Below are 24,956 nucleotides of genomic sequence, written 5' to 3' on the forward strand. Positions count from 1 at the left end.
ACGTCAAACACTCCTCACCACCCTGACTTCGATCGTGAAAGGTATTACCTCCCCAAGCGCCTCACGGACGACTTCGGCTGCCTCTGCGGGGTTCTGTGCAACAATCTCGAGTACTAGCCTCTTGACGCTGTTCCTCCTGGCTTCGCTTATAACTCTGAGGACGTCACTTTTTGAAGCCACTCTCGCTCTGAGCTCCACGGATACCAGCCTCCAGGATGCGTATGGCATTAGATAGCTCAGAGTCGAGCCTCGCAATGTTATCATTGAGTTTGGGAATCTGCTTGGATATCTCGTGTAGATGCTCCCTAGCCGACCTAAGCATCCTTACGTGCGCCTCGGTTAGAAGCTTAGCTAGCGAGTGCGAGGGGGCGTAGGCGCTCCTCCTTCCACGTTTAACCCTGTGGACGAGCCTGTGGCTTTCGAGCACGCGGAGAGCGGCAGAGACGGCGGACTTGCTGTAACCTGTGGCTTGCTGGATCTCAATGCAGTCGAGGGGTCTTCCGAGAGTGTAGAGCAACGCCAGTATAAGTGAACTCGACTTTGGCAGGTTGAGGGGGGCAAACGTCCCCGACAGCACAGCTATAGCCTCATGGAGAATGCTACTCGGGATATTTACCGGCAACATAATCTTTCCACAGAAAACTGGAAAAACAGTACAAAAAACTGCTTTAATAACGCCAGTTAATGATCAAAGTCGATTACTTTACCTACTCCGAGCTCCTCTCCTCTAAATCTCTCCAGAATCTTCACTGTTGCCACGGTGCCCGTGCAGTGGCCAGGGTACACCTTAACCACGCCAATCTCCTTTAACTTTTCACGAACTTTGTCGAGGAAATCTAGAGGCTTTCCCGACAAGTGGAGGCCTCCCAGGATTGTGCTCGGGGGCTTCCCTAGGAGCCTGCTGGCGTGGAGGGCTATGTTGACTACTCCGCTGTGGCTACAGCCCGCCACGACGAGTAGCTCCTCCCCGAGGTCTACCGCTACTGCGGTATCATCTGCAAAGGTGTGCTGTGAGAGCCCCTCTTCACTCACCGTGTATACTCCGGGGATGTGGCTTACTAGGTCTGGATAGTACCTCGGAATCTCTCCGAGGAAGTACACGCCCGGAGCAACTTCTAGAACACCTTCGCTTAGGGTGAGCTGGAAGTGCTCTTCCAGGAAAGCAGCAGAGTAGGGGATCCCTACGTCTCGCCTCTCGCCCCCCTCAATTTTCAGGGAGGGTTTGAGCGCAAGGGGGTGCGCGACTAGGAGGGGTTTACCGCGGAGTACGCGCGTTAGTGTGTAGAGACCTCCTGAATGGTCGTAGTGCCCGTGCGACAGAACAACGGCATCTAGGTGTGCCAAGTTGATGCCTAAGGCTGAAGCGTTGAGTAGGAGCGGCACCCCCATCTGCCCAGCATCGAAGAGAACCCTCTTCCCCTTGTAGGAGATAAGCACCGAGAAACCATGTTCCGCTAAGAGGCCTCTAGTCCCGAAGGCAGAGTCGTCCACTAGGATAATGACTTGGCCTAGCACACGGATGAATGAGTTAAGAGCCTATATCTGTGTGGCGCAGGTGCTCTACATCCCCAGCCTCTACAGAGAAAACGCCCCTCATCGTCTCGACTACAAGCCGCCCAGCTTCATCTACGTCAACAGCCTTACCCTCTAACTCTACCCCTCCAGGTAGCCTCACTCTCACCCTCTGGCCGATAGTTGCCGAAAGCCCCCGGTAGTCGCTGATGACCCTCTCCACATGGCCTTCTACAATCTCTTGGAGGTATTCTCTTAGGCTTGCCAGGATCTCTACCAGTAATGTCCCCCTTTCGGGGGGATTTTCCGTCTCGTACACGAGGCTCGTGGCAACTCCTGCCATCTCGCCGGGCAGGAGGTTGTTGACGTTGACGCCCACGCCCAACACGTAGACCAGGCCGCCTTCGGCTTGAAACGCCTCCACGAGTATACCCGCGACTTTCCTCTCCCTAACCAAGACATCGTTCGGCCACTTGAGCCTCACCTCCAGTCCTGTCAGCCGGGCTATAGCTTTCGCTACAGAGACCCCACACGCGAGAGCCAGGAGCCCCAGATTCTCTAGTTGTAGTGGCCCTAGCGCGAGGCTGAACCAGAGCCCTCCCCTGGGGGCAAGCCACTTCCTGCCCATGCGGCCGCGTGCCTCCAGGATTTCGCTGCACACGACTAGACAAGGCCTCCCGGGGCGCAGCAGCCTGCGTGCTATGTCCTGCGAGGACTCCCTGCAGGTCTCCGCGAAGTGGGTCTCGAGCCCTGGCCATAGAGAGCGGAGCTTCTCCCTGACTGACTCTTCCATGCCCGCACCCTATCCCGGGCTACCCGTATACGAGATCAACAGGTCTCTAAGCCCATCTTCCAGGCTTATAGAGGGTTGAAAGCCTAGGAGGCTCTGCGCCTTTCTGATGTCGGCGTAGCTGTGCTTTATGTCTCCCGGCCTGGGCGGCGCGTACTCGACCCCGCATTCCTCGCAAGCCAGCCTTCTCACGATGGAGGCAAGCTCGTTTATGGAGACTGGCCTCCCGCTGGCAATGTTAATCTTCTCCCCGAAGGGCTTCCTCTCTAGCGCTAGTCCCACTGCCCTGGCCACGTCCCCGACGTGTATGAAGTCGCGTGTCTGGGTGCCGTCGCCATATATTATGAGTGACTGCCTCCTGACAGCTCTCTCAACGAACCTCGTTATTACCCCTGCATAGCTACTGGTCTGGCCTGGGCCGTAGACGTTGAAGAGCCTGAGTACCACGTACTCCAGGCCATACCTGCCGTAGAGCTTGAGAACCTCTTCGCCGAAAAGCTTGCTCAAGCCGTATGGTGAGAGGGGCTTAGTTGGGTGGCCCTCGTCTATGGGTAGTCTCTCCGGGTCTCCGTAGACTGCAGCCGAGCTCAGGTACACCAGAGGTACTCCCGCCTCGAGGCAAGCTCTAGCAACGGATAGTGTCCCGAGGACGTTGTTCTCCATGTATAGCTCAGGTTTCTCCAGGGACTCCTCGACGCTTACGTATGCGGCGGCGTGGACTACGAAGTCTGCGCCGCGTATAGCCTTCCCGATAGCAGCCCTGTCCCTGACGTCTAGCTGGAGGATTGGCAAATCTCTCGCCCTCAGCTTCTCTACGGATTGGCGCGAAGCCCTCTCAAGCGTGTCGACAACGATTACCTCGTAGCCCTTAGTGGCGAGGAACAGAGCTACGTTGTGCCCAATGAAGCCCGCGCCTCCAGTAACTATAACTGTGGCCATACCCCAGAGCCTCTACCTGCCTTGCCCTACCCCTCCCCTTATGCTTTCCGCTAGCTGCCCCTCCTGCCGGGAGAGTGAATAGTTTACTGGCCCTCCCCGCTCAAGACCTTCTTAATCCTCCTGGAGACCTTCTCTGGCAGGGCCTCGTCCTCCAGCCTACGCGTCAGGGGGTTCAAGAGGACTAGCCCCTTGCCGTCGATTATGGCGATCTCCCATGCCCGGAGGTCGTGGGGGGTCTGCCTCATCTTCTCCACGATAATGTACCTGGTAAGGACGCCGTTTATTATGCGGCGCTTGAAGTGTATAATGCCGTCCGCGATGTGCTCGAGGCCCCACCCGAATGCCCCGCCAGTGGTAATTGCGTACTGGGATGTAGCGTACACCGTCAGGTTCCACTTCGCCAGTATCCTCTTGACTGTATAGCTCTCCTCACGGGCCTTCACAGGGGCCCTTAGCCAGAACGCGCTCATAGAGTCTATAACGAGCCTCCTCGCCTTCAGCCCAAGCCTCTTCTTCGCCTCTATCACCTTGTCCAGCATCTCTTCGACTGTAACAAGGTTGAGGTTCCACTCGTCGCTCGACGCACGCATTAGAGCATCTATTATTATCAGCCTGCCCTCCCGCACAGCTTTCTCGAAGTCCATGCCGAACTGCGCCGCCTGGCGTATTATGCTTTCCCTGCTCTCCTCTGTCGTCACGTATATGGCCTTCTCGCCCAGGGCGAGGCCAGCGTTTATAAAGTGAAGACACGCAATAGTCTTACCAGTACCCGGCATCCCCACTAGTGCGACGAAGAAGCCCTCGGGTACGCCGCCGGCAAGTATCTCGTCGAGGCCTCTGATCCCGGTAGACAATCTCTCCAAGTTCCTCAGTCTAGAAACCCCGGGCTTTGTCTAAAAATGTATTGCTTCCCCTCCCACACCTATATTTCTCTCTATAGTAAGTGAAATATTTATTTAGAGGTATTTAGTTTCGATCCCGTGAGAGCCACGAGTAGTATGTGGAAAGTCCTACTGTTTACGGTAGTGCTGGCAGTTGCCGCCCTCTCGCTATATTTACTACTTAGTTGGGGCTCGGGTGCCAAGCAACCTGTCCTGCTCACCGGTAGTGGCGCCACGTTCCCGCAGGAGCAGGTAAACAAGTGGGTTATTGCATTCAGCAGGAAGTATCCAGGCATCAAAATAGAGTACGCGGGGGGTGGTAGCGGCAAGGGACTATCAGACTTCCTTCAGGGAGTCGTAGACTTTGCATGCAGCGATGTCCCCCTGAAAACAGACGACTGGGAGAGAGCAAAGAGCTTATACGGCAAAGTCTACCAGCTACCATGGGTTGCCGGCGGGATTGCAATCATCTACAACGTCCCAGAGGCCGGTAATGTAACGCTCAGGCTGACACAGAATGTTCTCGTCGATATCCTTCTCGGGAGGATAGAGCACTGGGACGACCCCCGCATAGCGGATCTAAACCCGAGCGTCAAGCTCCCCCACGCGAAGATAATCTTTGTGCACAGGAGCGATGCAAGCGGGACAACGTATGTCTTCACCAGGTTCCTGTCCAAGATCTCGGCCGAGTGGAGGGACAGGATTGGGTCGGGCCTAACCGTGCAGTGGCCGCTCGACAGGATTGGGAGGGGCATCGGCGCTCAGGGCAATCCCGGCGTAGCCCAAACAGTGAGAAACACTCCATACTCACTCGGCTACGTCGAGCTTGCGTACGCCAGAGGTCTGGGTGTGTTTGCGCTGGAGAACGCGGTAGGAGAGTTCGTAACGCCTAGCCTGGAGTCTGTCCTGAGAGCTGTCGAGAGTGCAAGTGTCAGCTTCGACCCCTCAGGCGATGTCAGTAGCGTCGACATCCTAGATAAAACTCTCAACGTCAGAGTGAGCGGTGCCTACCCCATTGTCTCCGTAAGCTATGTGATCGTCAAGTTCCGGGATGCCTACCCCCCGGAAAAGGCTGAGGCGCTGTCACTCTTTTTAAAGTGGGTGTTCACGGAGGGGCAGGAGAGAGTGAACATTGCTGAGGGGTACGCCCCTATAGGCAAAGTGTTCAGGGATGTGGGCATTGCTGTAGCCGAGTCGCTGGCTAAACCATAGACTATATATTTAATATTCTTTCTACATATTTTGGAGGAAAAGTATATATTTCTCTATAGGTTTCTTGTAGCGAAGTATGAGGGTGGCTGTGGATAAGTTCACCGTAACGTCGCTGCCCTTCGCCCTAGCCGTTATAGCTATTTTAGCTGGTATTACAGCCACTCTTGCGATCGGTTCCGCGCCGATAATCCTGGAGGAAGGCGTCCGGTTTGTACTGACATCAGCATGGGATCCGCAGAGCGGTTCCTACGGGATCCTTCCCGCCTTACTTGGGACGCTGTACGTGTCGGCTCTCGCCACGCTTATTCTCTCCCTACTCTCGCTAGGATTCGTTGCGTTCACCCTCGAGTACCTCCCTGCTAGGCTGGGCGAGGCCCTCCAAGGCCTGATCTTCTACGCTGCGGCTCTGCCAACAGTCGTCTACGGCCTGTGGGGGCTGGATGCTGTCGCCCCAGTGGTCAGGAACATGGCCTCCTCGCTGTTCCAGGGGGGCTCGCCTACGGGCCAGTCTATCATGACGGGCGCTGTTGTCCTGGCTGTCATGAACGCGCCTTATGCCTCCCTAATCATAGGCGAGGCATACAGGTCTATACCGTTCACCTACCGGGAGGCCCTCTACAGTCTCGGGGCAAACGGCTTCGAGAGGTTCGCGGTGAGCTGGGGGTTTGTCCGAGGAGCTTTCGCCGGCACGATTCTACTGAGCTTCGGCAAGTGCGTGGGCGAGACCACTGCCGTTAGCCTTGTTGTCGGCAACTCTTTCAACGCGCCTTTAAACCCCTTCGAGCCGGGCATCACTGTTTCGAGCCTCATTGTAAACTATGCCACAGAGGCGCCGCTCTACGGCCACATGCTGAGCGCATTACACGGCGCCGCGCTAGTGATGCTGTTGATGAACGCAGTGTTCATACTCGCTGGCATGAAGCTTGTAGGCTTTGTCAGTAGGGGTGGTGGAAAATGAGGATCGGGAGGCTCCTGCTAGACAGGGCGTTCCTAGTATTCGCGTCTCTCGCAACTCTCACCTTCCTCTCCAGCGTCACGCATATTGCTGCCGTGTCGCTGGCGAGAGCCACCACCGCATTTGTCTCGGAGGGGATTAAAGTACTGGTAGCGCCCCCAGGCCCGCCCGGCGGCGAGCTCGGGGGCATCGGCCCCATCCTAGTCGGCACGCTCTTCGTAGCGGGCCTCGCCCTATTCTTGGCCGCTCCACTCGGCGTAGTGGTGGGCGTGTACCTCAGCGAGACCCGTGAAGGTTTACTCCCGAGCGTCCTCTCGCTCGTCGTGTACATGCTGTCCGAGATACCTACGATCGTTATCGGGCTCTTCGTCTTCAGCGTCATATGCGTACCGATGAAGAGCTACTCTGCGCTCGCGGGGGCTACCAGCCTGGCTATAGCCATCCTGCCCTTCATCGTGACCCAGGTTCGCGAGGCGATAAACTCGATACCCCCCGACTACAGGGAGGCGGCGTATTCTCTGGGGTTACCTAGGTGGAAGACTGTCTGGCTAATACTGGTTCCGATGGCTAGGCCGGGCGTGCTATCCGGGATCCTGCTAGGGCTTATGAAGGCTCTGGGGGAGACGGCGCCCGTACTGTTGACGGCGGGTTTCGCACTGTACGGGTTCTACGGCCTCACGGGGCCTTCAAACACCCTGTCACTGGCTATCTACAGGTTTAGCGTGACCCCCTACGAGAACTACAGAGCTCTCGCCTGGACAGCCGCGAGCATCCTGCTGGTGTCTTCAGTAGTTCTATCCTACGCTACTAGGAGGCTTGCCGGGCGGGTGAGGTTCTGATGGGAGAGGTTGCAATCAGGCTCCGCGACGTGAACGTGTGGTATGGTGCTAAGCAGGTTCTCTATAACGTGAACTTGGAAGTCCCGCGAAACTCTGTCTACGCGATCATGGGGCCGTCTGGATGCGGGAAGTCAACCCTCCTCAGAACAATAAACCGCCTTATACTGCTAAGGCCTGGGGCACGTGTGTCTGGGAGAGTCGAGCTTCTGGGCCTGGACGTCTACGGGGACTCCATGAGCCCCGACAGGCTCTCGCGTTTAACCGGGATGGTCTTCCAGACCCCAAACCCATTCCCGCACTTAAGTATATTCAATAATGTGGCAATAGGCCCCAAGATGCATGGGTTGGCCAAGGGGAGAGAGCTAGAGAGGCTCGTGAAGTGGGCTCTCGAGAAGGCCTCGCTCTGGGAGGAAGTGAGGGACAGGCTCCGAGAGCCTGCCTCAACGCTGAGCGGAGGACAGCAGCAGAGGCTCTGCATCGCGAGGGCACTTGCCCTCAGGCCTCAAGTGTTGCTCATGGACGAGCCTACAGCGAGCCTTGACCCAGTGAACGCCAGGAGAATCGAGGAGGTCATTAGAGAACTCTCCAGAGAGATAACTATAGTCATCGTGACCCATGACCCTGGCCAGGCCGAGAGAGTCGCGAGCAGGGGCGCTATCCTCTTCATGGGTAGAGTAGTCAGAGAGGGGTCTATTAGTGCAGTGCTCTCGACGCCCTACCAGGAACTGATTAACAACCTAGTTCTTGAGGCAAGGGCGGCCTTTTAGAACTCTATTTCTCGCCCCGTCTCCCCGTCTACCCTGTAGCCTGGGTAACTGCCAAGGTCTGCCTGAGATAGGCCCTTAATCCTCTCAACTAGGGCCACGACCTCCGGTTTCTTCAGCGATTTCTTGCTCACCAGTACGTCGTACCTCTCCCACGCAAGGCTCCTAAAACCGAGATTGTATTTCTCGGCTACGAGCCTTATAGCCACCCCCACGTCCACGACACCCCTGGCTACAAGGTATGCCACAGCCTCGTGCGTCTTTACTTCAAACGTGTAGCCCCTTAGTCCCGTCTTCAACTCGTCAACAGGCATGCCTCTCTTTCTGGCCTCTTCCTCTAGCATCTTGTCGATCAGCACCCTAGTCCCACTCCCAGGATTGCGGTTCACGAAGTGCAGATCCCGCTCGACTACGTCCCAGACCGAGTCTACCTGGCCTAAATCCCTTCTGAATACGAAGCCCTGCTCCCGGAGGAAGCCCCTCACTAGGACAGCGTCCCTGATGCCGTAAGCTTTTACGTAAGAAATGTTGTACTCGCCTGTCTGGGGATCCAGGAGATGGGTTCCCGCGAGGTCTGCTATCCCGCTCTTGACAGCCTGTAGACCGCCAGTGCTCCCGATGTTAACGAGCCTAGCAGCCTCGCCTATTACGTCCTTGACCATGTCCTGTAGCAGGGGGTCGTGGCTCCCTATAACATTCACTGCATACTGCCTAGCAAACGGATTGAGCATGACTTCTGCGGTGGATCCCTGCGGCTTGAACTCCTCGTTTTCCCGTACAACTATGAAGCCGTCGAAAAGCGCTACGGACGAGACGCGCCCGCTGTGCCCGGGCAACGGGAATGCTCTAAGAACCTCTCTGTCGCTCGTGACTACTGCTGGTACAAATACGCGTATCCCCGGCTCCCCCCTTACCGGCAGGGCCACTTCGGCCTTTACTGTTTTCACGGGTGGGGCACGCATGCCCTGGAGTTTCGAGACTATAGGGATCAAGTACAGGTACACTGTTTGCAGGCATGACATCGGGAAGCCCGGTAGGCCCAAGACTATCTTGTCCCTGTGGAGGGCCACGACAAGCGGGCGCCCCGGCTTCTCCCGGACACCGTGTATAATTATGCCTGGATCCAGCTTCGCTAGTGCGCGGTAAGTGTAGTCCTCTAGGCCTGCACTTGTACCCCCGATAGTCACTACGACGTCGTTCTCCTCCAGCGCTCTGTGAACGTACTCCTCTATCATCTTGGGGTCGTCCAGCGCCTTCTCGTATATCTTCGGCCTCGCCCCTAGGAGCTTCATGAAGCTGTAGACCATGTAGGAGTTTGAGTCGTAGATCTGCCCGTACTCTAGGCGCTCCCCAAGAGGTCTTATCTCGTTGCCCGTAGGGACTATGCCGACCCTGACCTGCCTGTACACCCAGACCCTGTCGACTCCTGTGGCCGCGAGGACAGACACCAGGAGCGGCGTCACGACGTCGCCCTTCCACGCTAGTATCTCGCCAAGCGCCACATCCGAGCCCGCAACATCGACGTTCTCTCCGTGCGACACGCTCCTGTAGAATGTTACCTGGCCGCTGGAAGAGTGCGTGTACTCGACGGGGACTACTGCGTCTGCAGGGTAGGGTACAACGGCGCCAGTCGATACCTCGACGGTCTCGCCCTTATCAATCTTCAGGAGCTTCGTCTCCCCCGTCGCGATCTTTCCGACGAGTCTCAGGGTACGGGGTCTGTCCTCGTAAACGCCCACGAGATCCGCACTTATAACCGCGAAGCCGTCGACAAGCGCCCGCGTGTACGGGGGGTAGTCTACAGGCGAGTACACATTCCTGCTCAGCACTCTACCCACGGCTTCCACGAGTGGCAGCTCCTCCTCTCCTAGGGGCTCTAGCCTCCTGTACGACTCCAGCACCCTGAGGACTTCGTCTACCGGGACGAGATTCCTGTATATCTTCCTACCCTCCACTACTCCACACCCCTGTACAGGTAGACTTCAACCTCCTCGCCCTCCTCGTACCCCTCCACGCCCTCGGGAACAACCACGAAGCCGTTGCCCCGCAACAGGCTTGTAAGCGACCCTGAGCCCCCCACCATCAGGGGCTCCGCGCAGAGCCCCCCGCCACACCTGTAGACTCTCACTCTCACGAAGCCCACAACCCCCATCTTGACAGTAACCCTCCTAGTTAGTACTGCCTTGACCTTGGGGTACTCCGGCACTTCTAGACCCAGCGAGCGGAGCAGGGGCTTCACCACGACCTCGAGCGTCGACATCGCCGCCACGGGTAGCCCGCTCATGGCCACTATAGGCCTCCCTTCCCTCACGGCCAGGCAGGCCGTCTTGCCGGGTTGAACCGCAAAGCCGTGGACGATGTACTCGGGGTCTAGGCTCTCTAACGCCTTCACTGTAAAGTCATGGCCTCCCATGGAGGTGCCCCCGAGCAACACGCTAATATAGGCCTCCCCGCCCTCCAACCACTCCCGAATCTCTCCCACGTCGTCTCGGGCCAGAGATAGACCCTCTACCCTGAAACCGTGCTGCTCGAACCAGCTCTTGACAAAGAAGTGTGTAAACGGTCTAAAGAAAGTCCCGGATACTATCTCGTCGCCAACGTTTAGTATTCTGACGGAAGTGTCGAATACCTTAATCCTCGACCTCCCCTCAAGGATCAGGCCGGCTATAGACTGGGGTTTTACCCTCTCCCCCCTCCTGATTATTGTCAGGCCCTCGTCGTACTCTTCGCCGGGTAGGGAGACGTTCTCGTAAACCGAGACACGTTTTAGGACGTAGACCCTACCGCCTTCCTCGAAGGTGTCTTCCAGCGGGACAGCAGCATCCGCGCCCTCGGGCAGCAGAGCACCTGTCTCGATTCTGACGGCTTCACCCGGGCCTATGCTAAGGGGGTAGTTGACCGTAGGCCTGAGAATGCCCTCGAGTAGCCTGAGTGGGACGGGCGAGCTGGGGGACGCCGGCTCCACGTCAGACGCGCGCAGCGCGTAGCCGTCTACAACGCTCTTCGGCCTGGGAGGCAGTTTAAACGTCGAGAGCACAGTCTCGGCAGAGTAGAGCCCCAGAGAGCTCTCCACGGGAACTCCGACCTCTGCTGGGGGCTTCAAGTACTTCTGAACTTCGCGTAGAACCACGTGTACGCTGTGTAGCTCTCTCAAAGGAGGGTCACCTCCTGATGTAAAAGTCCCGGAACTCCCCTCTATACTCCTCCCACTCAACTCTGACTTCCTCAACTCTGGCCAGAGGCGGGCCGCGCCGAGCCCACTCTATGACCTCTAGGACTTTGTCCTCCTCGCCTTCGAGAACTGCCTCAACTCTCCCGTCGGGCAAGTTCCTAACCCATCCCGTGACCCCAAGGCTCCTCGCGACCTCCTGCATTGAGGCTCTGAAAAACACGCCCTGCACGAGCCCAGATACATAGATGTGTGCTCTAACAAGCCGAGCCAAGCCCCACACCAACCTCTAGAGGTTCGAGGAGAATTTATCGGTTATGTTAGGCTTGCAGGAGAACCGCGGGCCTCCAGGATATACGAGAAGTGACTGCTCGCGCGCCCATCTCTTCGAGGAGAGTAGCTACGCTGTCGGCCTCTCCACTGGGTAGGACTGTGAAAACCGTGTCGCCGACCATGGCCTGGCCCGCGTGCGGGAAGCCTTTGCTCTCCAGCACTGCATACGCCCTCCTCACGTTAGGCGTTGCGAGCCCCGTCTCAAGCGAGAATTTCTTCGAGAAATCCAAAAGGTTTTCGATCGTTGTGTCTCTCGCGAGGGCCTCTACGTAGAGCCTGCCCCTCCTATTTATATCTGCCAAGCTTGCAGACCTGAGCGCGCTACTCTTCTTTATCGGCCCGAAGAAACCCACAACAACCACGTGATCCTGGTCTACGATTATCCTGTCTACTCTATCAGAGCCCGGGGGGCCGGGCTCCAGGACTACGCATGCTCCTCCGACCACCAGGCCTGAGACTGTTCCAAGGCCAGTGCCAGACTCAACCTCGACTTTGTGGGCTATCCTAGCCAGCTTGGTGTAGCTTAGTTTTACCCCCAGAAGGGCTGCTGTTGCCAGGACGGTGGCGAGGGCGCTTGCCCCGCTCGTCCCAAGTCCTCCGCCTATGGGGACGTCTACAGTCTGCCTGATGGAGAAGCCGCCGGTGTAGGCCGCGAGCCTAGCTACTTCGATAGCCGCCCTCCTAGCTACCTCGTAGTCTCCCTTAACGCCGTTGAGGTAGTTTTCTACTCCGTCATCTCCGATACAAACTTCGACGGTCACTCCTTTCTCAAGCGCTAAACCGGCGCCTCTAGCACCTGACCTTAAAGGGTCGCCTTCCACGATGTGTGCTTCGAATAGCGCTGAGAGCCCTGCAGGGCTCCAAGCCTTAGCGCACTTCAGTTACTGTCACCCCAAGTGAAGCCGACTCTCTTCAAGACGCTTACGAGAGGGGGTGCGAGTAGCGCGATGAACGGTATTTCCGTGAGGTACGTCCAGAGGAACCAGACTAGAGCAGCCCAGGCTGGCAGGGCTTTCTGGCCTGTTGGCAGAGTAAGGTACTGGCTGAAGAGCCATACTCCTACGCCGATTATCACTGACCCGAGCATAAGCCCGGTCGAGCCGGCGAAAACCACTCTGAAGGCCTCGCCCCTGAGTAACAGTGCGAAGGAGAGGGTTAAGCCGAGCGTGGCGATAATGGCGATTACCGCAGCGTAGAAGAAGTTCCAGTCAACCATGTTGTACTGCAAGGAGAGAGCTAGGAGTAGAGTTGCCAGCAGAATTTCGGCCGAGACAAGGGCTATGGCGATGCGTGTGCTCTTGACGCGCCTGTAAGTCAAGCCGACAGCGTAGAAGCCTAGGAAGTTTGCTGGGACGCCTACACTGAGGCTTAGCAGGGCGTTGCCGTGTATTAGCATGTCGCTGATGAATATGCCTATAGCCGCGCCGAGCCCGCCGATCAGCGGTGAGAAAGCTATGGCGAATACTGCCGGTATGAAGACGCTAGGCCAGAACCTCACAGTCCCTACTACCGGGGCGAAGACCCCCAGGAAGGTCAAGTACCCCAGTACAGCGTAGAGCGTTGCATTTATAACTACAAGGGACAGCACGAGGGATTTAGGCTTGCTCCCCACACGGCGGGAAAGCCGGCTATGTTTAAGAAAGTTAAGTTTAACAGGCTAAACAGACACTATTCCATGCCATGGTGCCGGCGAAATTGTACAGGGTTTCACGGCTCTTGCTGCTCGCAGGACCATTAGCTTTCGCCGTATTCTCGGCAGGTGTATTGCTGTCGTCACAGCTAAACCCCTGGTGGAGCCTCTACAAGGACGCATTCAGCGACCTAGGAGGCCCTAAGGCTCGTGCCCCGTGGATCTTCAACTCAGCGTTGATCGTAGCAGGCGTGCTCTTCTGCATGTTCTCAATCGGACTGCTAGGCCTGTCAAAGTCCAGAGTCGTGTCGTTTGCATCGGGGCTTCTATTCATGGCTGGAGTCTTCCTAGCTCTTATAGGAGTCTACCCGAGCGGAACTAGGCCTCACGTGTTCGTCTCGTCGTGGTTCTACGTTCAGAGTTTCATGGGCATGGCTGTGCTTGGTGTTGGCTTGCTACTCGAAAAGAAGCTTGTTCACGGCATAGCCCTCCTACTCCTCGGGGTGCTCCCCATGCCGCTCGCACTGCTAGTAGAAGCCACTATCGGCTGGCCGAGCATCGCGATACTCGAGCTTGCAGGTGCCTTTTTCATCCTTGCAGGAGCACTACTTTTACTTAGTAATACCTTGTAAAAAAGGTAATATATATATACAGCATGTTGTATATTTTAACTGTGAACTCGAGAAATTTTAGAAAGTATAACATTGGTAGGGTTGTTGTTGCCGAGAAGGGGAAACCGTACTTTTTCGAAATAACTCTTCTCCCGGAGTCGATAGACACTCCGGAGGTTCTCTACCAGATACTCGGAGTCTTCAAGTCTTATGGTTTAAACATCCTCGCGTTGAAGGTCTCTGCCCCGGTAAAAGGTGAGGAAATAAGAGTCCTCTTGTCGGCAGACCTTGCTGGCTCCGAGCACCTCGTAAAAGTAATTCACAGGGACTTGATGTCGTTGAAGCACGTAGTAGAGGTCAGGTATGCTCCGCCGCTCTTCGACGGGGTTGCCCTCGACGTCTGGAGTCACCCTCTCTTTTTCTGGGGGAGAAGGGTCGTGGTTATAAGCGAGGACGTCTTTAGAACCCTCATTGTAGCGGGGTTCGAGAAGCTAGGCAACGGGTTTGGGGGTATCCTCTTCTACGTGTTCTACCAGGGTGGGTGGGCGGTCTTCGAGAACTGGGTCAGTAAGCTCGCGTCTAGAGTCGAGAACCAAGTAGCGCTGTTCACCGAGCTGTTCAGGTTGAATGGTTTCGGCGTCCTGGAGTTTAGGGGCTTCTCCGGCAATAAGGCCGTGTTCCGCGTGTACGACGGCCTGGAGGCTAAAGTCCTAGAGGGTAGCAGTGTCGAGGCGGAACTCGCTACGAGGGGCCTCCTCGCCGGTTTCATGGCTGGCGTGTGGAAGGCGCCCTACGGTGCCGTGGCTGTAACGGAGACCAAGTGCGTTAGACGCGGCGACCCGTACTGCGAGATCCACGTTGAGAGGAGGCTCTAGCGTCCCCCGCGTAGGACTTCGAGGATTTTTGGAAGCATTTCCCACCCGTGCTGGAATACGCCGAGGCTACCCTTCGAGCACTCCTTCTCAGTGAACCTTTCAACGCCGTCGTGGTGCAGGTTTGGCGAGTAGAGTATGAGTGGCACTGGGTCGTCTGTGTGCGACTTCCTGGTGTAGGGTGTGGCGTGGTCTGCAGTCACGATGACTGCTATGTCTTCGCCTTCTATGAGGTCCAGCAGGGGGGACACGTAGTAGGCGTCTATCGCCTCTACGCTCTCGACCTTGGCCTTGAGGTCTCCGTCGTGGCCTGGCTCGTCTGGCCCCTTCAAGTGCACGTATACTGCGTCGCTCTTCTCGAGGAGTTTTTTCGTGGCCTCAAGCCTCACTCTGTAGTCCGACTTCTTGTCCCCCGTCGGCGGCGGCACAGCCTCGACGTCCATTTTGAGCACGCGCGCTATCCCGATCTCTACGGGCATTTCCGCGACAGCCCCGAAGCTCAAGCCGAACTTCTCGCTTATCGGCTGTAGCCTCGGGAGCCTGCCGCCCGAGTCCCGAAGTAGGATAGCGTTAGCTGGTAGCTTGCCTTCCTTTGACCTCTTGACGTTTACGGAGTGGTCGCGGAGGACGGATATCGACAGCTCGGTAAACGCGTTTACGAGCTCCGCTGTCCTCCTGGCCTCTTCCGTGTCCTCTAGGGGCCTTGCCCGCGCAACAAATGGCTCGAATGTGGGCTTTGCGACCGAGACGTAGCCCTGCTTGGAGTACGCTGGATCTGTGTTCTCGACCGCGTCGCTCAGCCTGAAATCCCTGCTCCCGATTACTACGACTGCCCTGTGGCCCACCGTGGCAACTACCCTGGCGTAAGCGTTGTACACCCCCAGCTCGGCCCCGTCAAGGGCTCTTGCCAGCTCGCGCGCCTCCTCGCTCGTGAGGTTGCGCCCACACCTCCTGTCGACGATCCTCCTGGTGTCGGGGTCTATGGTAGCGAAGTTTGCCCTGAACGCTACTTCGTAGCCCTCTCTTATGCTCAGCCCAGCCCCTACAGCCTCGAGGGGGCCGCGGCCCGTATACTCCTCGTGGGGGTTGTAGCCCAGTATGGAGATTACAGCGGCATCGCTCTCCGGGGCTACGCCTTTTCCAATGGTATACATCAGCCCTGCTTTAGACCTCTTGGCGAGCTCGTCGAGTGCCGGGTGGCTCGACAGCTCGAGAGACGTTGGGCCGTCGCCCGGCCTGTCGGCTACCCCGTCGAGGACTAGGTAGACGAGCTTCACGTGCTATACCTCGGTCAGCAAGATTATATTGTGTGCGTGTTAAATGGCCTTAGTACACTACCTGCGCTCCGTCGACTCTATGTACTTGAGCCACCCTTCAAGCACTTTAGGGTCTACCTCCTCCCTCACGCCAGCTCTCCCGATAAACACGCGGTCTATGTCTACGTTCTCGCCCACAACTCGCCCCGACACGACTATCTCGGTGTTCTCTCCGAGGAGCTCCTCTAAAACTACAGAGGAGAATGTTATCGTCACCCTATCCCCGCTCTCCTCGACCGAATAGAGCCCGCTGTGCCTCGTAAACGAAAAGAGCTTCTCCTTGTTTATGAGCATTTAATCCCGGAACCCTTATATCTGAAGCGGTATTTTAAGGATTCCGTGATATAGAGTGGCGCTCCCGAAGATAGACCTCGAACTAGCCCGGCAATCAATAGTGAGTGGTCTCAGGAAGTACGTTTTCGAGATCGCTGGTAAGCGTGGCGGCGTAGTGGGGGTGAGTGGGGGCGTTGACAGCGCGGTTGTTGCCGTGCTAGCTTCCCAGGCTCTCGGCCCGGAAAACGTCCGCGTGATAGTAATGCCCAGTGCATCAACGCCAAAGAGCGACATAGAAGACGCATTCCTCGTAGCAAAGAGAGCTGGCGTTCCTGAGAAGAACGTCGAGCTTATCGACATCGAGCCAATTCTAGGCAGCTTTGACAGGGCTCTCGGGGGGATGACGAACGTTGAGAGAGGCAACCTCGCAGCGCGCGTCAGGATGGCTGTCCTCCACCAACGCGCCTACAGGTACGGTAGCCTCGTGGTAGGCACGGGGGACAGGAGCGAGATCCTCATAGGCTACTTCACAAAGTACGGTGACGGCGGCGTAGACGTCCTGCCTATCGGCGGGCTCTACAAGACATACGTCAGGCAACTGGCACTCCACCTGGGCCTGCCGGAGAGGATAGCCCTGAAGCCAAGCAGCCCACGCCTATGGCCCGGACACGAGGCCGAGAAGGAGTTGGGGATTAGCTACGAGGTTATTGACGAGGTTCTTTACTGGCTGTTCGACGTGGGCTTGGAGCCTGGAGAAGTCAGCAAGGTTGCCGGGATTGAACGGAGTATCGTCGATAAGATCGTCGAGATGCACAGGAAAAGCACTCACAAGCGTGAACCTCCTCCCATTATAAGGCCAGCTATCCGTTATCTCTGAGTTGCTCGTCGATAAGCCGGGTCATATCCTTGAATAACGCGATAAGTAGTGGTGCTAGGAGTATCCTCAGCGCCAGGCTAGCTATAAAAGGTATTTGGGGGCCAAGGGCGCTGTACATCCAGCCGCCAATCATCGCACCAGCGCTCCAGGCGATAGCCGGGGGTATTCCTAGGAGCGCGAAAACCCTGCCCCTGTACTCCTTAGGCACTAAGTCTGCGCGGAGCGAGTCGTGGGCCAGTCCGTAGAGGGGGCCTCCTATAGACCCTATGACCGCTGAGAGGAGCAGGAGGGGGAGTGTGGCGCGAGTTTTCGGCGGCGTGAGGACGAATATGAGTAGGTTTAGCGTCCCCAGGATGTACCCCCATGTTAGCGCAAGGCCCCTCCCGTACTTATCGACTACAAATCCTGCGGGTAGGGTGAAGAGCAGGCCCGTCAGCCCCCCGACAGTTGCTAAAACTCCGAGGGCTGTTTTATCGACTCCGAGGTAGTAGAACATGTAGTAGTTGTCGAGGAACGTCATCGCTCCTACGAGGTTGAGGAGGACGTCGACGACGAGCATGCTTGCTATGCTGCTCTTTATGAGCTTCAACGCCTCGCGGTAAGCCTCTAGGAAGCCCTCAGCATTGTTGGAGGGGAGGGTCTCCTCCAGGTACTTGAGCCTAGCCACTGCAATCGCGAAGCCGACTAGCCCGCTGAGTATGAAGCCTAGCCTAACTCCGTCGACCAGACCCAGAGCATTCACGACTGCAGCGCCGCCGAGTGGAGCAAGCGAGGACGTTAGACCACTGAGGAACTGGATGAAAGCATATATCCTCCCCCTGGCGTCTAGAGCGACAGAGTCTGCCCGTATGCTCTCAAGTGCGGGCTGGTAGAAGAGCGAGAAACTGTTTACGCTTGAGATGACTGCGTACAGCCTCCAGTCCGAGACCAGAGCCATGAGTAAGTAGGTCGCTGAGACCAGCATGGTGCCCACCCATATGATCTTCTTCCGGCCGTGCCTGTCGGTGAAGTAGCCCCCTACTACGCGTGATAGAGCGTTGCCGTACTGCTGCAGAGACTGTACCAGCGAGAGGTCTTCTGGCATAGCTCCAAGCCTGCTGAGGTATAACTGTATGTACGGCCCCGTCATCGCCTGGACAGGTGACCAGAAGAGCCACCCAGTCGCGAGAACCCAGATGTTCCTCGGGATCCTCCTTAGCGAGTTCGAGATCGAGGATAGCCTGCACGCCATGGGTGCTCTCAAGAGCTGGGTAAGTAGTACTCTGCACTTAAACTTTATTTACTCTGGACAGATAGAAATGAGCTGGATGCGTTACTCTAGGGAGGCTCTATTGCTACTGGCGACCGCACTACTAACGGCTTACTTCCTACTGTTCTTTACCGGGTACTCTGAGGCCCCCCACGCTATCTTGGCTGACGCTAGGAACCGTGTTCTGGAATCACGTGGGTGGAGGTTCAGGGAGGGAGTTAACTGCTCCGACGGCTCTGCCCTCGTCGCTGGAAATGTCAGCCTCAAAGAACACAAGCTCTTGACAAGTGTCACGATCATGCCGAGGCACGGTACTCCGCAGGCCTACCTCTTCTACGCCAATAGGAGCGCGTCGTTCGTGAACATGGAGGGCGCCTGGGTTAGTCGCGGAGGGGGTTGGAGAGTTGAGGACACCATCCTCGTCAGGCTAATCGACCTAGCTCTGTCCGCGGAGGAGAAAGTCCTGAGTAAGAGCGGCACCGAGGCTAGAGTACTGTTTAGCGGGACTTGTAACCCTCTCTGTCTAAACGTGTTCAACGACGTGTCTGGCCTGGCCGGCTCTAGAGCCGGAGCTCCTAGCCACTATTCGGGGATAATTCTCCTGATGGACAGAGTCCCTTCAAGAATAATCCTAGTCTTTAAGGGTGCAGAAGGCTCCTGTAGCGTCGAGTACGCTGTTTTCAACTTCAACGAGGACGTACAAGTGGCTCCCCCAGGGATCTGACAATATTTTTATCTAATTTGTGGTGATAGATAGATAAATGCTATGAGAGAAGCATTCAGATTAGCCGCCGACTTCTTCAAGATTAAACAGAGCCTCCTGCTACTGTGGACGGGGGTTTTCGCGTTCCTCGTAGGCGCCAACATGAGGGTAGATGCAGTTGCTTTTGCTTTCACCGTGCTCTCGATATTCCTCACCGTCATCGGGACGACCGGCTTTAACATGGTTCTCGACGCCGACATAGACTCTAAGATGTTCAGGACAAGGAACAGGCCCATACCTTCCGGTAGGCTCGACAAGAAGAGGGGGAGCCTGCTCAGCTTAGCAGTGCTCGTCCCCGGCCTCTTACTGGCTCTCATGGTCAACGCCTGGGTCTTCGTAGCGGGCGTTCTAGGGTTTCTCATAGACATCCTACTCTACACCTACCTGTTGAAGCGCCGGAGCCCCTTCAGCACAGTATTCGGGGGGTTTGCCGGCGGGATGCCCGCGCTCGGGGGCTGGGCCGGTGCGACTGGCTCACCGGGCATCCCGGGAATTCTACTCCTGCTGCTCGTTGCAATCTGGAGCAATGTGCACATATGGACGCTAGCCACGTACTATGTCGAAGACTACAAGAGGGCTGGAGTGCCGATGTTACCCGTGGTGAAGGGGGAGAGAGCTGGAGTCCTAGGCTCGCTCGTAGCACTTCTCTTAGTGGCCGCAGTGACGACGGGCATTTGGGCCGTGGGTGTGCTCTCGCTAGTCGGCCTCGTGGTGTCGCTAGCAGTACTAGCCCTACCTGTATCTTACCTGGTGAAGGCTCTCCGTAGCGGCGAGTACGGCAAGTGGTCTTACAAGGCTTTCAAGACTGTTAACATGTTCATGGGCGCTGTTTTCCTGCTTATGGTTTTAAAGTAAATACGATATTTAAAAATAAAAAGGGATTTAGACGTGTAGTATTCCCCCGAGGATTATGCCTGCTACCATGAGAAGGCCGAAGTTCTGTACGAGTTGTGCTGTCATGGGATCAGCTACTGGTGGTATTTCCCGCTTGAAGGTATTCACGAGCTTGACCGCCTGGGGTAGGGTCAAGAATGACAGTAGCGAGAGTAGGGGTATAACACGAGTCAGAGCTAGGATCGCTAGAACCACGTAAGCAGTGTAGACCTCGAAGTACTCGAAGAACTTGAGGCCCCTGTCCCTCCCGAGAACAACCTCGAGCGTTATTGCACCCCTGCTCTTATCGAACTCAATGTCCCTCAAGTTATTGGCAGTGAGCACGGCCGCAACGAGAAGCCCCACCGGCACGCTCGCCAGGATAGGCCTGTAGTCAAGGTAGCCCGTCTGCACGTAGAATGTTCCAAGCCACATTAAGGGACCCCAGCTGAGGAAGACTGCTAGTTCGCCGAGAGACTTGTACTTGAACCCCGGTGGTCCCGAGTAGCCTATGAGGAAAAGCACTCCAGAGAGAGCCAGCAAGACTACTACTAGCGTCCTGTACACCGCGAGTATAAAGGCTACGAGTAGGCCCCCGGCGAGCAATGATAGGCCGAAGTTTCTCAGGCCCTGGGGGGTTGTGAAGCCCGTTATGAGGGGGTGTGGCCTGTACATCGTCGTAGGTGCTCCAGGGATGTCTACTCCCCGCAGGGTGTCGTAGTAGTCATTCAATACATTCGCAGAGGCGTGCAGCAGGATGACTCCTATAAGCGTCGCGACATAGAACGGGAAATTGACCGTCTGCGTCAGGAAGTAAGTGTAGGCCGTGGCGGCAGTTATAGAGATTACTGTGAGCACGAATGACCAGGGCCTAGTGGCCATGAACCAGTCTTTCAGCCGCGGCATGTGGATCAGGAGGAAATGTCGCTGTTCCTTAAAGCTTTTTTCTTGTAATACTAGAATACCTTTGTGTATTATTTGCATAATGTATAAATACCTCCTGGGGTAATAGCTAGCGATCCAAATGCATATACCTGACGGGTACCTCGACCCAGTAACGTGTGCTGTGACCTATGCAGTTTCCCTGGCTTTCGGCTTCGTCGCCGTGAAGAAGGCTCGCGCGGCCCCTGAGGAGACAAAGACCCTCTTGCCGGTCATGGCTGCAGCGGTATTCGTGGCGCAGATGCTGAACTGGCCTATCCCGGGCGGCACTTCCCTGCATCTGGTGGGAGGAGCTCTTACCGCTATACTAATGGGGCCCTGGCTCGGCTACCTAACCCTTACACTCGTCCTGGTTGTTCAGGCGCTAGTATTCCACGACGGGGGTATAACAACGCTCGGCGCGAACGTACTGAACATGGCGATTGTAGCCGTCCTCGCCGGCTACGCTGTCTACAGGGCCTTCCCCGACAAGTATAGAACTCTCGCGAACTTCCTCGCAGGCTGGCTAAGCATTACTCTAGCCGGGTTAGTGGCCGGAGTCGAGCTGGGCCTGTCGTCAGCTTTCCTCTACGGGCTCAGCGTTACAGTGCCAGTGATGGGCGGCTGGCACGCCCTGCTTGGGGTGGTCGAGGGGGCTATAACGGCAGGCGTCTACTCGTACCTCAAGTCCAGGCACCCGGAGCTAGTGAAGGGGTGAAAGCATGAGCTTCAGGGAGTACTTCTCGAAGCACAGGAGGGCCTTCACCCTAATCACCGTGCTCATCGCCGTAAGCCCCGTCTTCGGGGTGATACTCACGGGCATCGTAGGCTATCACGAACCCCTAGACTTGGCAGCTGAGGCGCTGGGGCTCAAAGAGACAACTGAGGAAAATAACTGGACACCGCTCATCGACTACACTGTCCCGGGACTGCCGGACTGGCTCGGCTACATCGTTAGCGGGGTTATAGGCTCTGTAGTCGTGCTCCTGCTCGCATTCCTCGTACTGAAGCTCCTAAGGTAGGAGCGTGTCCTTAAAAGGACATTTTTCTCTGACTTCCTCCTTCCTATCCGCGATAGCTGGAGCCCTCGACAATCTATCAGCCCGCGGGCACCCTGGCTTGAACAGCACGCTGGCTCTCCTCTCTGCTCTAGCAGTAACTGTGGCTTCCTCTTTCAGTACGCGGCTCCAAGCCCTCCTGCTCGTCGTGGCTGCTTCAGGCCTGGCGGCGCTCGTAGCGAGGAAGTTCAGTGAGTGGCTACTCGTGACACTGACGGCCCTCTTCTTTGCCTCCCTCGTCTCCCTGCCTGCCATTGCAGGATTCCTGCACGGGGAAAAGACACCAGTCCCCGTCTTCGTGGCACGGGCTGTCGCGTCCGCATCGGCTTTCACGGCTTTCTACGCGGTGTTGGGGTGGCGTGGTTTGGTTTCAGGCCTGAGAGGCTTGGCTTTCCTGGGCTCTCTAGGCGACGAGCTGGCTTTCACTGTTAGGTTCATACCGCTGTTCGCGTGGAAGACGCTACGCTTGATTTCGGCCAGGGAGGCTAGGCTTCTAGTGAAAAGTAGGAGCTTTTCCTGGACAGCCGTTAACAGCGTAGCCGGCAGCGTCCTGGCGTCGGCGTACGCAAAGGCCTACTGGGCTAGGCTCGCGTTCGCCTCGCGGAACTTTGATTCCAGGCTTATAGGGGGAGCCCCTCCTGCTAGGCCCGGCAAGGTCGACGCCGCCATGGTTATATTCTCTGCTGTACTCGTGTTCGTGCTCGTGGTGTAGGCATGCTCACTGCCGAAGGCGTGTGGGTCTCGTTGCCAGGCGTTGGCAGCGTGCTCAAGGAAGTTAGCCTTGAAGTTAGGGCTGGAGAGATAACCGGGCTCTTGGGACCCAACGGCGCAGGTAAGACTACTTTAATCTTGGCAATGGCCGGGCTCTTGAAGATTGAGAGGGGCAGAATTCTCTTAGACGGCAGGGATCTCTACAGCCAGCTACCCCACGCGAGGAGGAGGATAGGCGTGGTTTTCCAGGATCCCGACGACCAGCTCTTCAACCCTACTGTGAGAGATGAACTGCTATTCGCCCTCGACCAGCTGGGCTTATCTTCTAAGGAGAAGGAGGAGAGAGTTGCCCGCGTGAGCGCGCAGCTCGGCATTGAAGATCTGCTCGAGAGGCCTGTACACGCTCTCAGCTTCGGGGAGAAGAGGAGGGTTGCGATAGCATCGATCCTCGTCTACGACCCCGAGGTGGTTCTGTTTGACGAGCCCACGGCTAACCTTGACGCTAGAAGCGTGAAGCTTCTACTCGACACTATCTGCGAGCTACGTAGAGAGCGTAAAGCCGTGCTGGTAGCTACTCATGACGTCGAGCTAGTCAGCAGGGTTGCAGACAGAGTATTCGTGCTATATGACGGGAGGATTACGTGGAGCGGTTCCCCGCCTATTCCCCGGGAAATCCTGGAGGACGCGAGTCTCAGCAACAGTGTAGGGGGGTGCGCCGAGTAGCTAGGTTTATTACCCGTAGAGGCGGGGACTCTTGCAGGTATGTGCGATACTATTGTAGCACTAGGCGAGTATACTAGGGAGAGAGTAACAATATTTGCGAAAAACAGCGATAGGGATCCTAACGAGGCGCAGGTCGTCGAGTTTCTGCCCCGCAAGAGGCACAGCGAGGAGTACGTTAAGTGTACTTATATTGAAGTCCCCCAGGTCGACGAAACGTACGCGGCTGTCATTTCGCGGCCCTGGTGGATGTGGGGGGCTGAAATGGGCGTCAATGAGTACAGCGTCGCCATCGGGAACGAGGCAGTATTCACTAAAGAGCAGTACGCGAAGACGGGGCTGACCGGCATGGATCTCCTACGCCTCGCCCTGGAGCGTGCTAGAACAGCGAGAGAGGCACTCGGCGTGATTACCCAGCTCTTGGAGGAGTACGGGCAGGGTGGCAGCTGCAGGAAGGACAGAAAGTTCTACTACCACAACTCCTTCATAATCGCGGATCCACGGGAAGCGTGGGTTCTCGAGACAGCAGGGAGGTACTGGGTCGCCGAGAGAGTGAAGGACGTGAGGAGCATCTCGAACGCTCTATCGATACACGAGAGGTGGGATCTCGAGAGCGAGAGCCTGCGCGAATACATGAAGACACGTGGAATAGAGAAGCTGGACTTCGCGAGACACTTCTCAGACTTTCTGTACACCAAGGTAGCTAAAGGTGTCTACAGACAGAGGTTTACGCAGGCCCTACTGGAGGCTAGCAAGGGCGAGATCGACTTCTGGAAAGTCAGCAGGTTAATGAGGAGCCATGCAGGAGACGGGAACTACTCGCCTGCCCGCGGCTCTATGCGCGACATATGCATGCACGCCGGGGGCTTAACGCGGCCAAGCCAGACGGCAAACTCTATGATTGCACTGCTCTACGAGAGAACGCCAATAGTCTTCGTAACTGCTACAAGCTCCCCGTGCATATCCCTCTACAAGCCGGTTTTCCTCGAGTCGGGAGTCCCGGACTTGGGTTCTAGCCCGACAGACAGGTATGACCCCCAGAGCTACTGGTGGGCCCACGAGCTACTTCACAGGAGGCTACTAGTGTCGTATCCAAGGTACGCCGATGCCATAATGAGGGAGATTGAAGAGGCCGAGAGGGAGCTCTACGAGCAGGCTATACGTCTCCGGGAGGAGTTCCTGGCTGGAAGGGCTTCAAGGGAAGACCTGGCCAGCCTGTCCAGGCGGGCGTTCGAGATAGGAGCCGAGATAGACAGGAAGTGGGCTGGACTAGTCCGACGCGAGAGGAGCCTAAACCCCCTTTTCGAGTGGTACTGGTATAGGGAGAACCGCAGGGCAGGTGTGAGCGTCTAGCGCGTTGAAGTTAAAGGTAATATATGCGTGGTCGCTAGTTGTACTTGTGTGCGTGGTAAACAGGAGCCTGGTGTGTGCGTCGTCGAAGACGTACGTCTTTACAGTAAAGGACGGCTGTATAGACAAGATTGTCGGCTTTCTCGAGAGGGAGGGGAAAGTCACGGCGAAGTTTGGACCCCTAGTCAAGGGCGTGTACAGGGACGCCATCGTGACTATAGTCAAGCCTGACAAAGTCCAAGTGATTTTACAGTTCAGTAAACTGTCAGTAGACGAGTTCGAGCAGGTACTGAAGTCACTTGAGTAAGGTCTTCAGCAACACGTCCAGACAGCCCTGG

Annotated in this window: 30 protein-coding genes; 15 read left to right on the forward strand and 15 right to left on the reverse strand. The window is 56.6% G+C overall.

Annotation, left to right across the window (positions count from 1 at the left end; all coding sequences use genetic code 11):
- Window positions 1-3: 3 nt before the first annotated feature.
- The 6 genes from IG193_RS02435 to IG193_RS02460 all read right to left on the reverse strand — a co-directional run bounded on the left by IG193_RS02435 (window position 4) and on the right by IG193_RS02460 (window position 4,104).
- Window positions 4-198: a hypothetical protein gene (locus IG193_RS02435; protein ID WP_192819312.1), complete on the reverse strand. Its 195-nt coding sequence runs from the start codon at window positions 196-198 to the stop codon at window positions 4-6.
- Complete coding sequence (locus IG193_RS02440; RefSeq protein ID WP_192819313.1) at window positions 164-625, reverse strand: helix-turn-helix domain-containing protein; 462 nt, start codon at window positions 623-625, stop codon at window positions 164-166. The genes IG193_RS02435 and IG193_RS02440 overlap by 35 nt, the downstream gene beginning before the upstream one ends.
- Before the next feature lie 56 nt (window positions 626-681).
- A complete protein-coding gene (locus tag IG193_RS02445; RefSeq protein ID WP_192819314.1) occupies window positions 682-1,515 on the reverse strand; it encodes an MBL fold metallo-hydrolase in 834 nt (277 codons plus the stop codon).
- A gap of 13 nt (window positions 1,516-1,528) precedes the next feature.
- Window positions 1,529-2,305: a biotin--[acetyl-CoA-carboxylase] ligase gene (locus tag IG193_RS02450; RefSeq protein ID WP_192819315.1), complete on the reverse strand. Its 777-nt coding sequence runs from the start codon at window positions 2,303-2,305 to the stop codon at window positions 1,529-1,531.
- Between the two features lie 9 nt (window positions 2,306-2,314).
- Entirely contained in the window at window positions 2,315-3,241 is a 927-nt protein-coding gene (locus IG193_RS02455; protein WP_192819316.1) for an SDR family NAD(P)-dependent oxidoreductase, read from the reverse strand.
- Between the two features lie 83 nt (window positions 3,242-3,324).
- Complete coding sequence (locus tag IG193_RS02460; RefSeq protein WP_218042165.1) at window positions 3,325-4,104, reverse strand: KaiC domain-containing protein; 780 nt, start codon at window positions 4,102-4,104, stop codon at window positions 3,325-3,327.
- 117 nt (window positions 4,105-4,221) lie between these two features.
- Here IG193_RS02460 and pstS point away from each other — a divergent pair, with 117 nt between their 5' ends.
- From pstS to IG193_RS02480, 4 genes are all read left to right on the forward strand, one after another.
- On the forward strand, window positions 4,222-5,334 hold the full coding sequence (pstS, locus tag IG193_RS02465) for a phosphate ABC transporter substrate-binding protein PstS (protein ID WP_192819317.1): 1,113 nt from the start codon (window positions 4,222-4,224) through the stop codon (window positions 5,332-5,334).
- A 76-nt stretch (window positions 5,335-5,410) separates the two neighbouring features.
- Window positions 5,411-6,292, forward strand: coding sequence for a PstC family ABC transporter permease (locus IG193_RS02470; protein WP_218042166.1), 882 nt, complete (start codon window positions 5,411-5,413; stop codon window positions 6,290-6,292).
- On the forward strand, window positions 6,289-7,128 hold the full coding sequence (locus IG193_RS02475) for a PstA family ABC transporter permease (protein WP_192819319.1): 840 nt from the start codon (window positions 6,289-6,291) through the stop codon (window positions 7,126-7,128). The genes IG193_RS02470 and IG193_RS02475 overlap by 4 nt, the downstream gene beginning before the upstream one ends.
- Entirely contained in the window at window positions 7,128-7,895 is a 768-nt protein-coding gene (locus IG193_RS02480) for a phosphate ABC transporter ATP-binding protein (RefSeq protein WP_192819320.1), read from the forward strand. Before IG193_RS02475 ends, IG193_RS02480 begins: the two co-directional genes overlap by 1 nt.
- Here IG193_RS02480 and IG193_RS02485 read toward each other — a convergent pair.
- The 5 genes from IG193_RS02485 to IG193_RS02505 are packed head-to-tail and all read right to left on the reverse strand — an operon-like array spanning window position 7,892 to window position 13,006.
- Window positions 7,892-9,847, reverse strand: a complete 1,956-nt coding sequence (locus IG193_RS02485) for a molybdopterin biosynthesis protein (RefSeq protein ID WP_192819321.1) — start codon at window positions 9,845-9,847, stop codon at window positions 7,892-7,894. The genes IG193_RS02480 and IG193_RS02485 overlap by 4 nt on opposite strands.
- Complete coding sequence (locus IG193_RS02490; protein WP_192819322.1) at window positions 9,847-11,046, reverse strand: molybdopterin molybdotransferase MoeA; 1,200 nt, start codon at window positions 11,044-11,046, stop codon at window positions 9,847-9,849. Before IG193_RS02490 ends, IG193_RS02485 begins: the two co-directional genes overlap by 1 nt.
- Before the next feature lie 7 nt (window positions 11,047-11,053).
- The gene (locus IG193_RS02495) at window positions 11,054-11,335 is read right to left on the reverse strand and encodes an acylphosphatase (RefSeq protein ID WP_192819323.1); all 282 of its coding nucleotides are present in this window, start codon (window positions 11,333-11,335) and stop codon (window positions 11,054-11,056) included.
- Window positions 11,336-11,381: 46 nt separating this feature from the next.
- Entirely contained in the window at window positions 11,382-12,215 is an 834-nt protein-coding gene (locus tag IG193_RS02500; protein ID WP_192819324.1) for a pantoate kinase, read from the reverse strand.
- A gap of 56 nt (window positions 12,216-12,271) precedes the next feature.
- Complete coding sequence (locus IG193_RS02505) at window positions 12,272-13,006, reverse strand: hypothetical protein (protein ID WP_225876109.1); 735 nt, start codon at window positions 13,004-13,006, stop codon at window positions 12,272-12,274.
- Window positions 13,007-13,074: 68 nt separating this feature from the next.
- Between IG193_RS02505 and IG193_RS02510 the strand changes: the two genes are divergently transcribed.
- Entirely contained in the window at window positions 13,075-13,656 is a 582-nt protein-coding gene (locus IG193_RS02510) for a DUF998 domain-containing protein (protein ID WP_192819325.1), read from the forward strand.
- 41 nt (window positions 13,657-13,697) lie between these two features.
- Window positions 13,698-14,510, forward strand: a complete 813-nt coding sequence (locus tag IG193_RS02515; protein WP_192819326.1) for a hypothetical protein — start codon at window positions 13,698-13,700, stop codon at window positions 14,508-14,510.
- Here the strand turns inward: IG193_RS02515 and IG193_RS02520 are convergent.
- The gene (locus IG193_RS02520; RefSeq protein WP_192819327.1) at window positions 14,507-15,784 is read right to left on the reverse strand and encodes an alkaline phosphatase family protein; all 1,278 of its coding nucleotides are present in this window, start codon (window positions 15,782-15,784) and stop codon (window positions 14,507-14,509) included. The two genes, IG193_RS02515 and IG193_RS02520, sit on opposite strands and share 4 nt — an antisense overlap.
- Window positions 15,785-15,841: 57 nt before the next feature.
- Window positions 15,842-16,117, reverse strand: coding sequence for a hypothetical protein (locus tag IG193_RS02525; protein ID WP_192819328.1), 276 nt, complete (start codon window positions 16,115-16,117; stop codon window positions 15,842-15,844).
- A gap of 55 nt (window positions 16,118-16,172) precedes the next feature.
- On the opposite strand from IG193_RS02525, the gene IG193_RS02530 reads away from it, so the two are divergent.
- Entirely contained in the window at window positions 16,173-16,973 is an 801-nt protein-coding gene (locus tag IG193_RS02530) for an NAD+ synthase (RefSeq protein WP_192819329.1), read from the forward strand.
- Here the strand turns inward: IG193_RS02530 and IG193_RS02535 are convergent.
- Window positions 16,957-18,102: an MFS transporter gene (locus tag IG193_RS02535; RefSeq protein WP_192819330.1), complete on the reverse strand. Its 1,146-nt coding sequence runs from the start codon at window positions 18,100-18,102 to the stop codon at window positions 16,957-16,959. The two genes, IG193_RS02530 and IG193_RS02535, sit on opposite strands and share 17 nt — an antisense overlap.
- Between IG193_RS02535 and IG193_RS02540 the strand changes: the two genes are divergently transcribed.
- Both IG193_RS02540 and IG193_RS02545 read left to right on the forward strand, forming a co-directional pair.
- On the forward strand, window positions 18,086-18,946 hold the full coding sequence (locus IG193_RS02540) for a hypothetical protein (RefSeq protein ID WP_192819331.1): 861 nt from the start codon (window positions 18,086-18,088) through the stop codon (window positions 18,944-18,946). The genes IG193_RS02535 and IG193_RS02540 overlap by 17 nt on opposite strands.
- Window positions 18,947-18,988: 42 nt before the next feature.
- Window positions 18,989-19,840 (forward strand): protoheme IX farnesyltransferase, encoded by an 852-nt coding sequence (locus IG193_RS02545; protein WP_192819332.1) that lies wholly within the window; start codon window positions 18,989-18,991, stop codon window positions 19,838-19,840.
- Window positions 19,841-19,867: 27 nt separating this feature from the next.
- Here the strand turns inward: IG193_RS02545 and IG193_RS02550 are convergent, their stop codons facing one another.
- Window positions 19,868-20,764 (reverse strand): UbiA family prenyltransferase, encoded by an 897-nt coding sequence (locus tag IG193_RS02550; protein ID WP_192819333.1) that lies wholly within the window; start codon window positions 20,762-20,764, stop codon window positions 19,868-19,870.
- A 118-nt stretch (window positions 20,765-20,882) separates the two neighbouring features.
- Between IG193_RS02550 and IG193_RS02555 the strand changes: the two genes are divergently transcribed.
- The 6 genes from IG193_RS02555 to IG193_RS02580 are packed head-to-tail and all read left to right on the forward strand — an operon-like array spanning window position 20,883 to window position 24,925.
- Window positions 20,883-21,497, forward strand: coding sequence for an energy-coupling factor ABC transporter permease (locus IG193_RS02555; protein WP_192819334.1), 615 nt, complete (start codon window positions 20,883-20,885; stop codon window positions 21,495-21,497).
- A 4-nt stretch (window positions 21,498-21,501) separates the two neighbouring features.
- Entirely contained in the window at window positions 21,502-21,801 is a 300-nt protein-coding gene (locus IG193_RS02560; RefSeq protein WP_192819335.1) for a type IV pilus modification PilV family protein, read from the forward strand.
- A gap of 4 nt (window positions 21,802-21,805) precedes the next feature.
- Window positions 21,806-22,549, forward strand: coding sequence for a CbiQ family ECF transporter T component (locus tag IG193_RS02565; RefSeq protein WP_192819336.1), 744 nt, complete (start codon window positions 21,806-21,808; stop codon window positions 22,547-22,549).
- Window positions 22,550-22,551: 2 nt separating this feature from the next.
- Window positions 22,552-23,271 (forward strand): energy-coupling factor ABC transporter ATP-binding protein, encoded by a 720-nt coding sequence (locus IG193_RS02570; RefSeq protein ID WP_192819337.1) that lies wholly within the window; start codon window positions 22,552-22,554, stop codon window positions 23,269-23,271.
- Window positions 23,272-23,310: 39 nt separating this feature from the next.
- A complete protein-coding gene (locus tag IG193_RS02575; protein WP_192819338.1) occupies window positions 23,311-24,621 on the forward strand; it encodes a C69 family dipeptidase in 1,311 nt (436 codons plus the stop codon).
- Between the two features lie 4 nt (window positions 24,622-24,625).
- Entirely contained in the window at window positions 24,626-24,925 is a 300-nt protein-coding gene (locus IG193_RS02580; protein WP_192819339.1) for a hypothetical protein, read from the forward strand.
- Window positions 24,926-24,956 lie beyond the last annotated feature (31 nt).

This window comes from Infirmifilum lucidum (assembly GCF_014876775.1).
Classification (GTDB): domain Archaea; phylum Thermoproteota; class Thermoprotei; order Thermofilales; family Thermofilaceae; genus Thermofilum; species Thermofilum lucidum.

What these genes read in the sequence shown, in the direction of transcription:
- IG193_RS02525 (WP_192819328.1), bottom strand. Translation starts at nt 16,117, where the DNA reads ATGCTCATAAACAAGGAGAAGCTCTTTTCGTTTACGAGGCACAGCGGG.
- IG193_RS02560 (WP_192819335.1), top strand. Translation starts at nt 21,502, where the DNA reads ATGAGCTTCAGGGAGTACTTCTCGAAGCACAGGAGGGCCTTCACCCTA.
- IG193_RS02450 (WP_192819315.1), bottom strand. Translation starts at nt 2,305, where the DNA reads ATGGAAGAGTCAGTCAGGGAGAAGCTCCGCTCTCTATGGCCAGGGCTC.
- IG193_RS02475 (WP_192819319.1), top strand. Translation starts at nt 6,289, where the DNA reads ATGAGGATCGGGAGGCTCCTGCTAGACAGGGCGTTCCTAGTATTCGCG.
- IG193_RS02535 (WP_192819330.1), bottom strand. Translation starts at nt 18,102, where the DNA reads ATGACGGGGCCGTACATACAGTTATACCTCAGCAGGCTTGGAGCTATG.
- IG193_RS02545 (WP_192819332.1), top strand. Translation starts at nt 18,989, where the DNA reads ATGAGAGAAGCATTCAGATTAGCCGCCGACTTCTTCAAGATTAAACAG.
- IG193_RS02570 (WP_192819337.1), top strand. Translation starts at nt 22,552, where the DNA reads ATGCTCACTGCCGAAGGCGTGTGGGTCTCGTTGCCAGGCGTTGGCAGC.
- IG193_RS02575 (WP_192819338.1), top strand. Translation starts at nt 23,311, where the DNA reads ATGTGCGATACTATTGTAGCACTAGGCGAGTATACTAGGGAGAGAGTA.
- IG193_RS02440 (WP_192819313.1), bottom strand. Translation starts at nt 625, where the DNA reads ATGTTGCCGGTAAATATCCCGAGTAGCATTCTCCATGAGGCTATAGCT.
- IG193_RS02455 (WP_192819316.1), bottom strand. Translation starts at nt 3,241, where the DNA reads ATGGCCACAGTTATAGTTACTGGAGGCGCGGGCTTCATTGGGCACAAC.
- IG193_RS02480 (WP_192819320.1), top strand. Translation starts at nt 7,128, where the DNA reads ATGGGAGAGGTTGCAATCAGGCTCCGCGACGTGAACGTGTGGTATGGT.
- IG193_RS02470 (WP_218042166.1), top strand. Translation starts at nt 5,411, where the DNA reads ATGAGGGTGGCTGTGGATAAGTTCACCGTAACGTCGCTGCCCTTCGCC.
- IG193_RS02555 (WP_192819334.1), top strand. Translation starts at nt 20,883, where the DNA reads ATGCATATACCTGACGGGTACCTCGACCCAGTAACGTGTGCTGTGACC.
- IG193_RS02550 (WP_192819333.1), bottom strand. Translation starts at nt 20,764, where the DNA reads ATGCCGCGGCTGAAAGACTGGTTCATGGCCACTAGGCCCTGGTCATTC.
- IG193_RS02510 (WP_192819325.1), top strand. Translation starts at nt 13,075, where the DNA reads ATGGTGCCGGCGAAATTGTACAGGGTTTCACGGCTCTTGCTGCTCGCA.
- IG193_RS02540 (WP_192819331.1), top strand. Translation starts at nt 18,086, where the DNA reads ATGTACGGCCCCGTCATCGCCTGGACAGGTGACCAGAAGAGCCACCCA.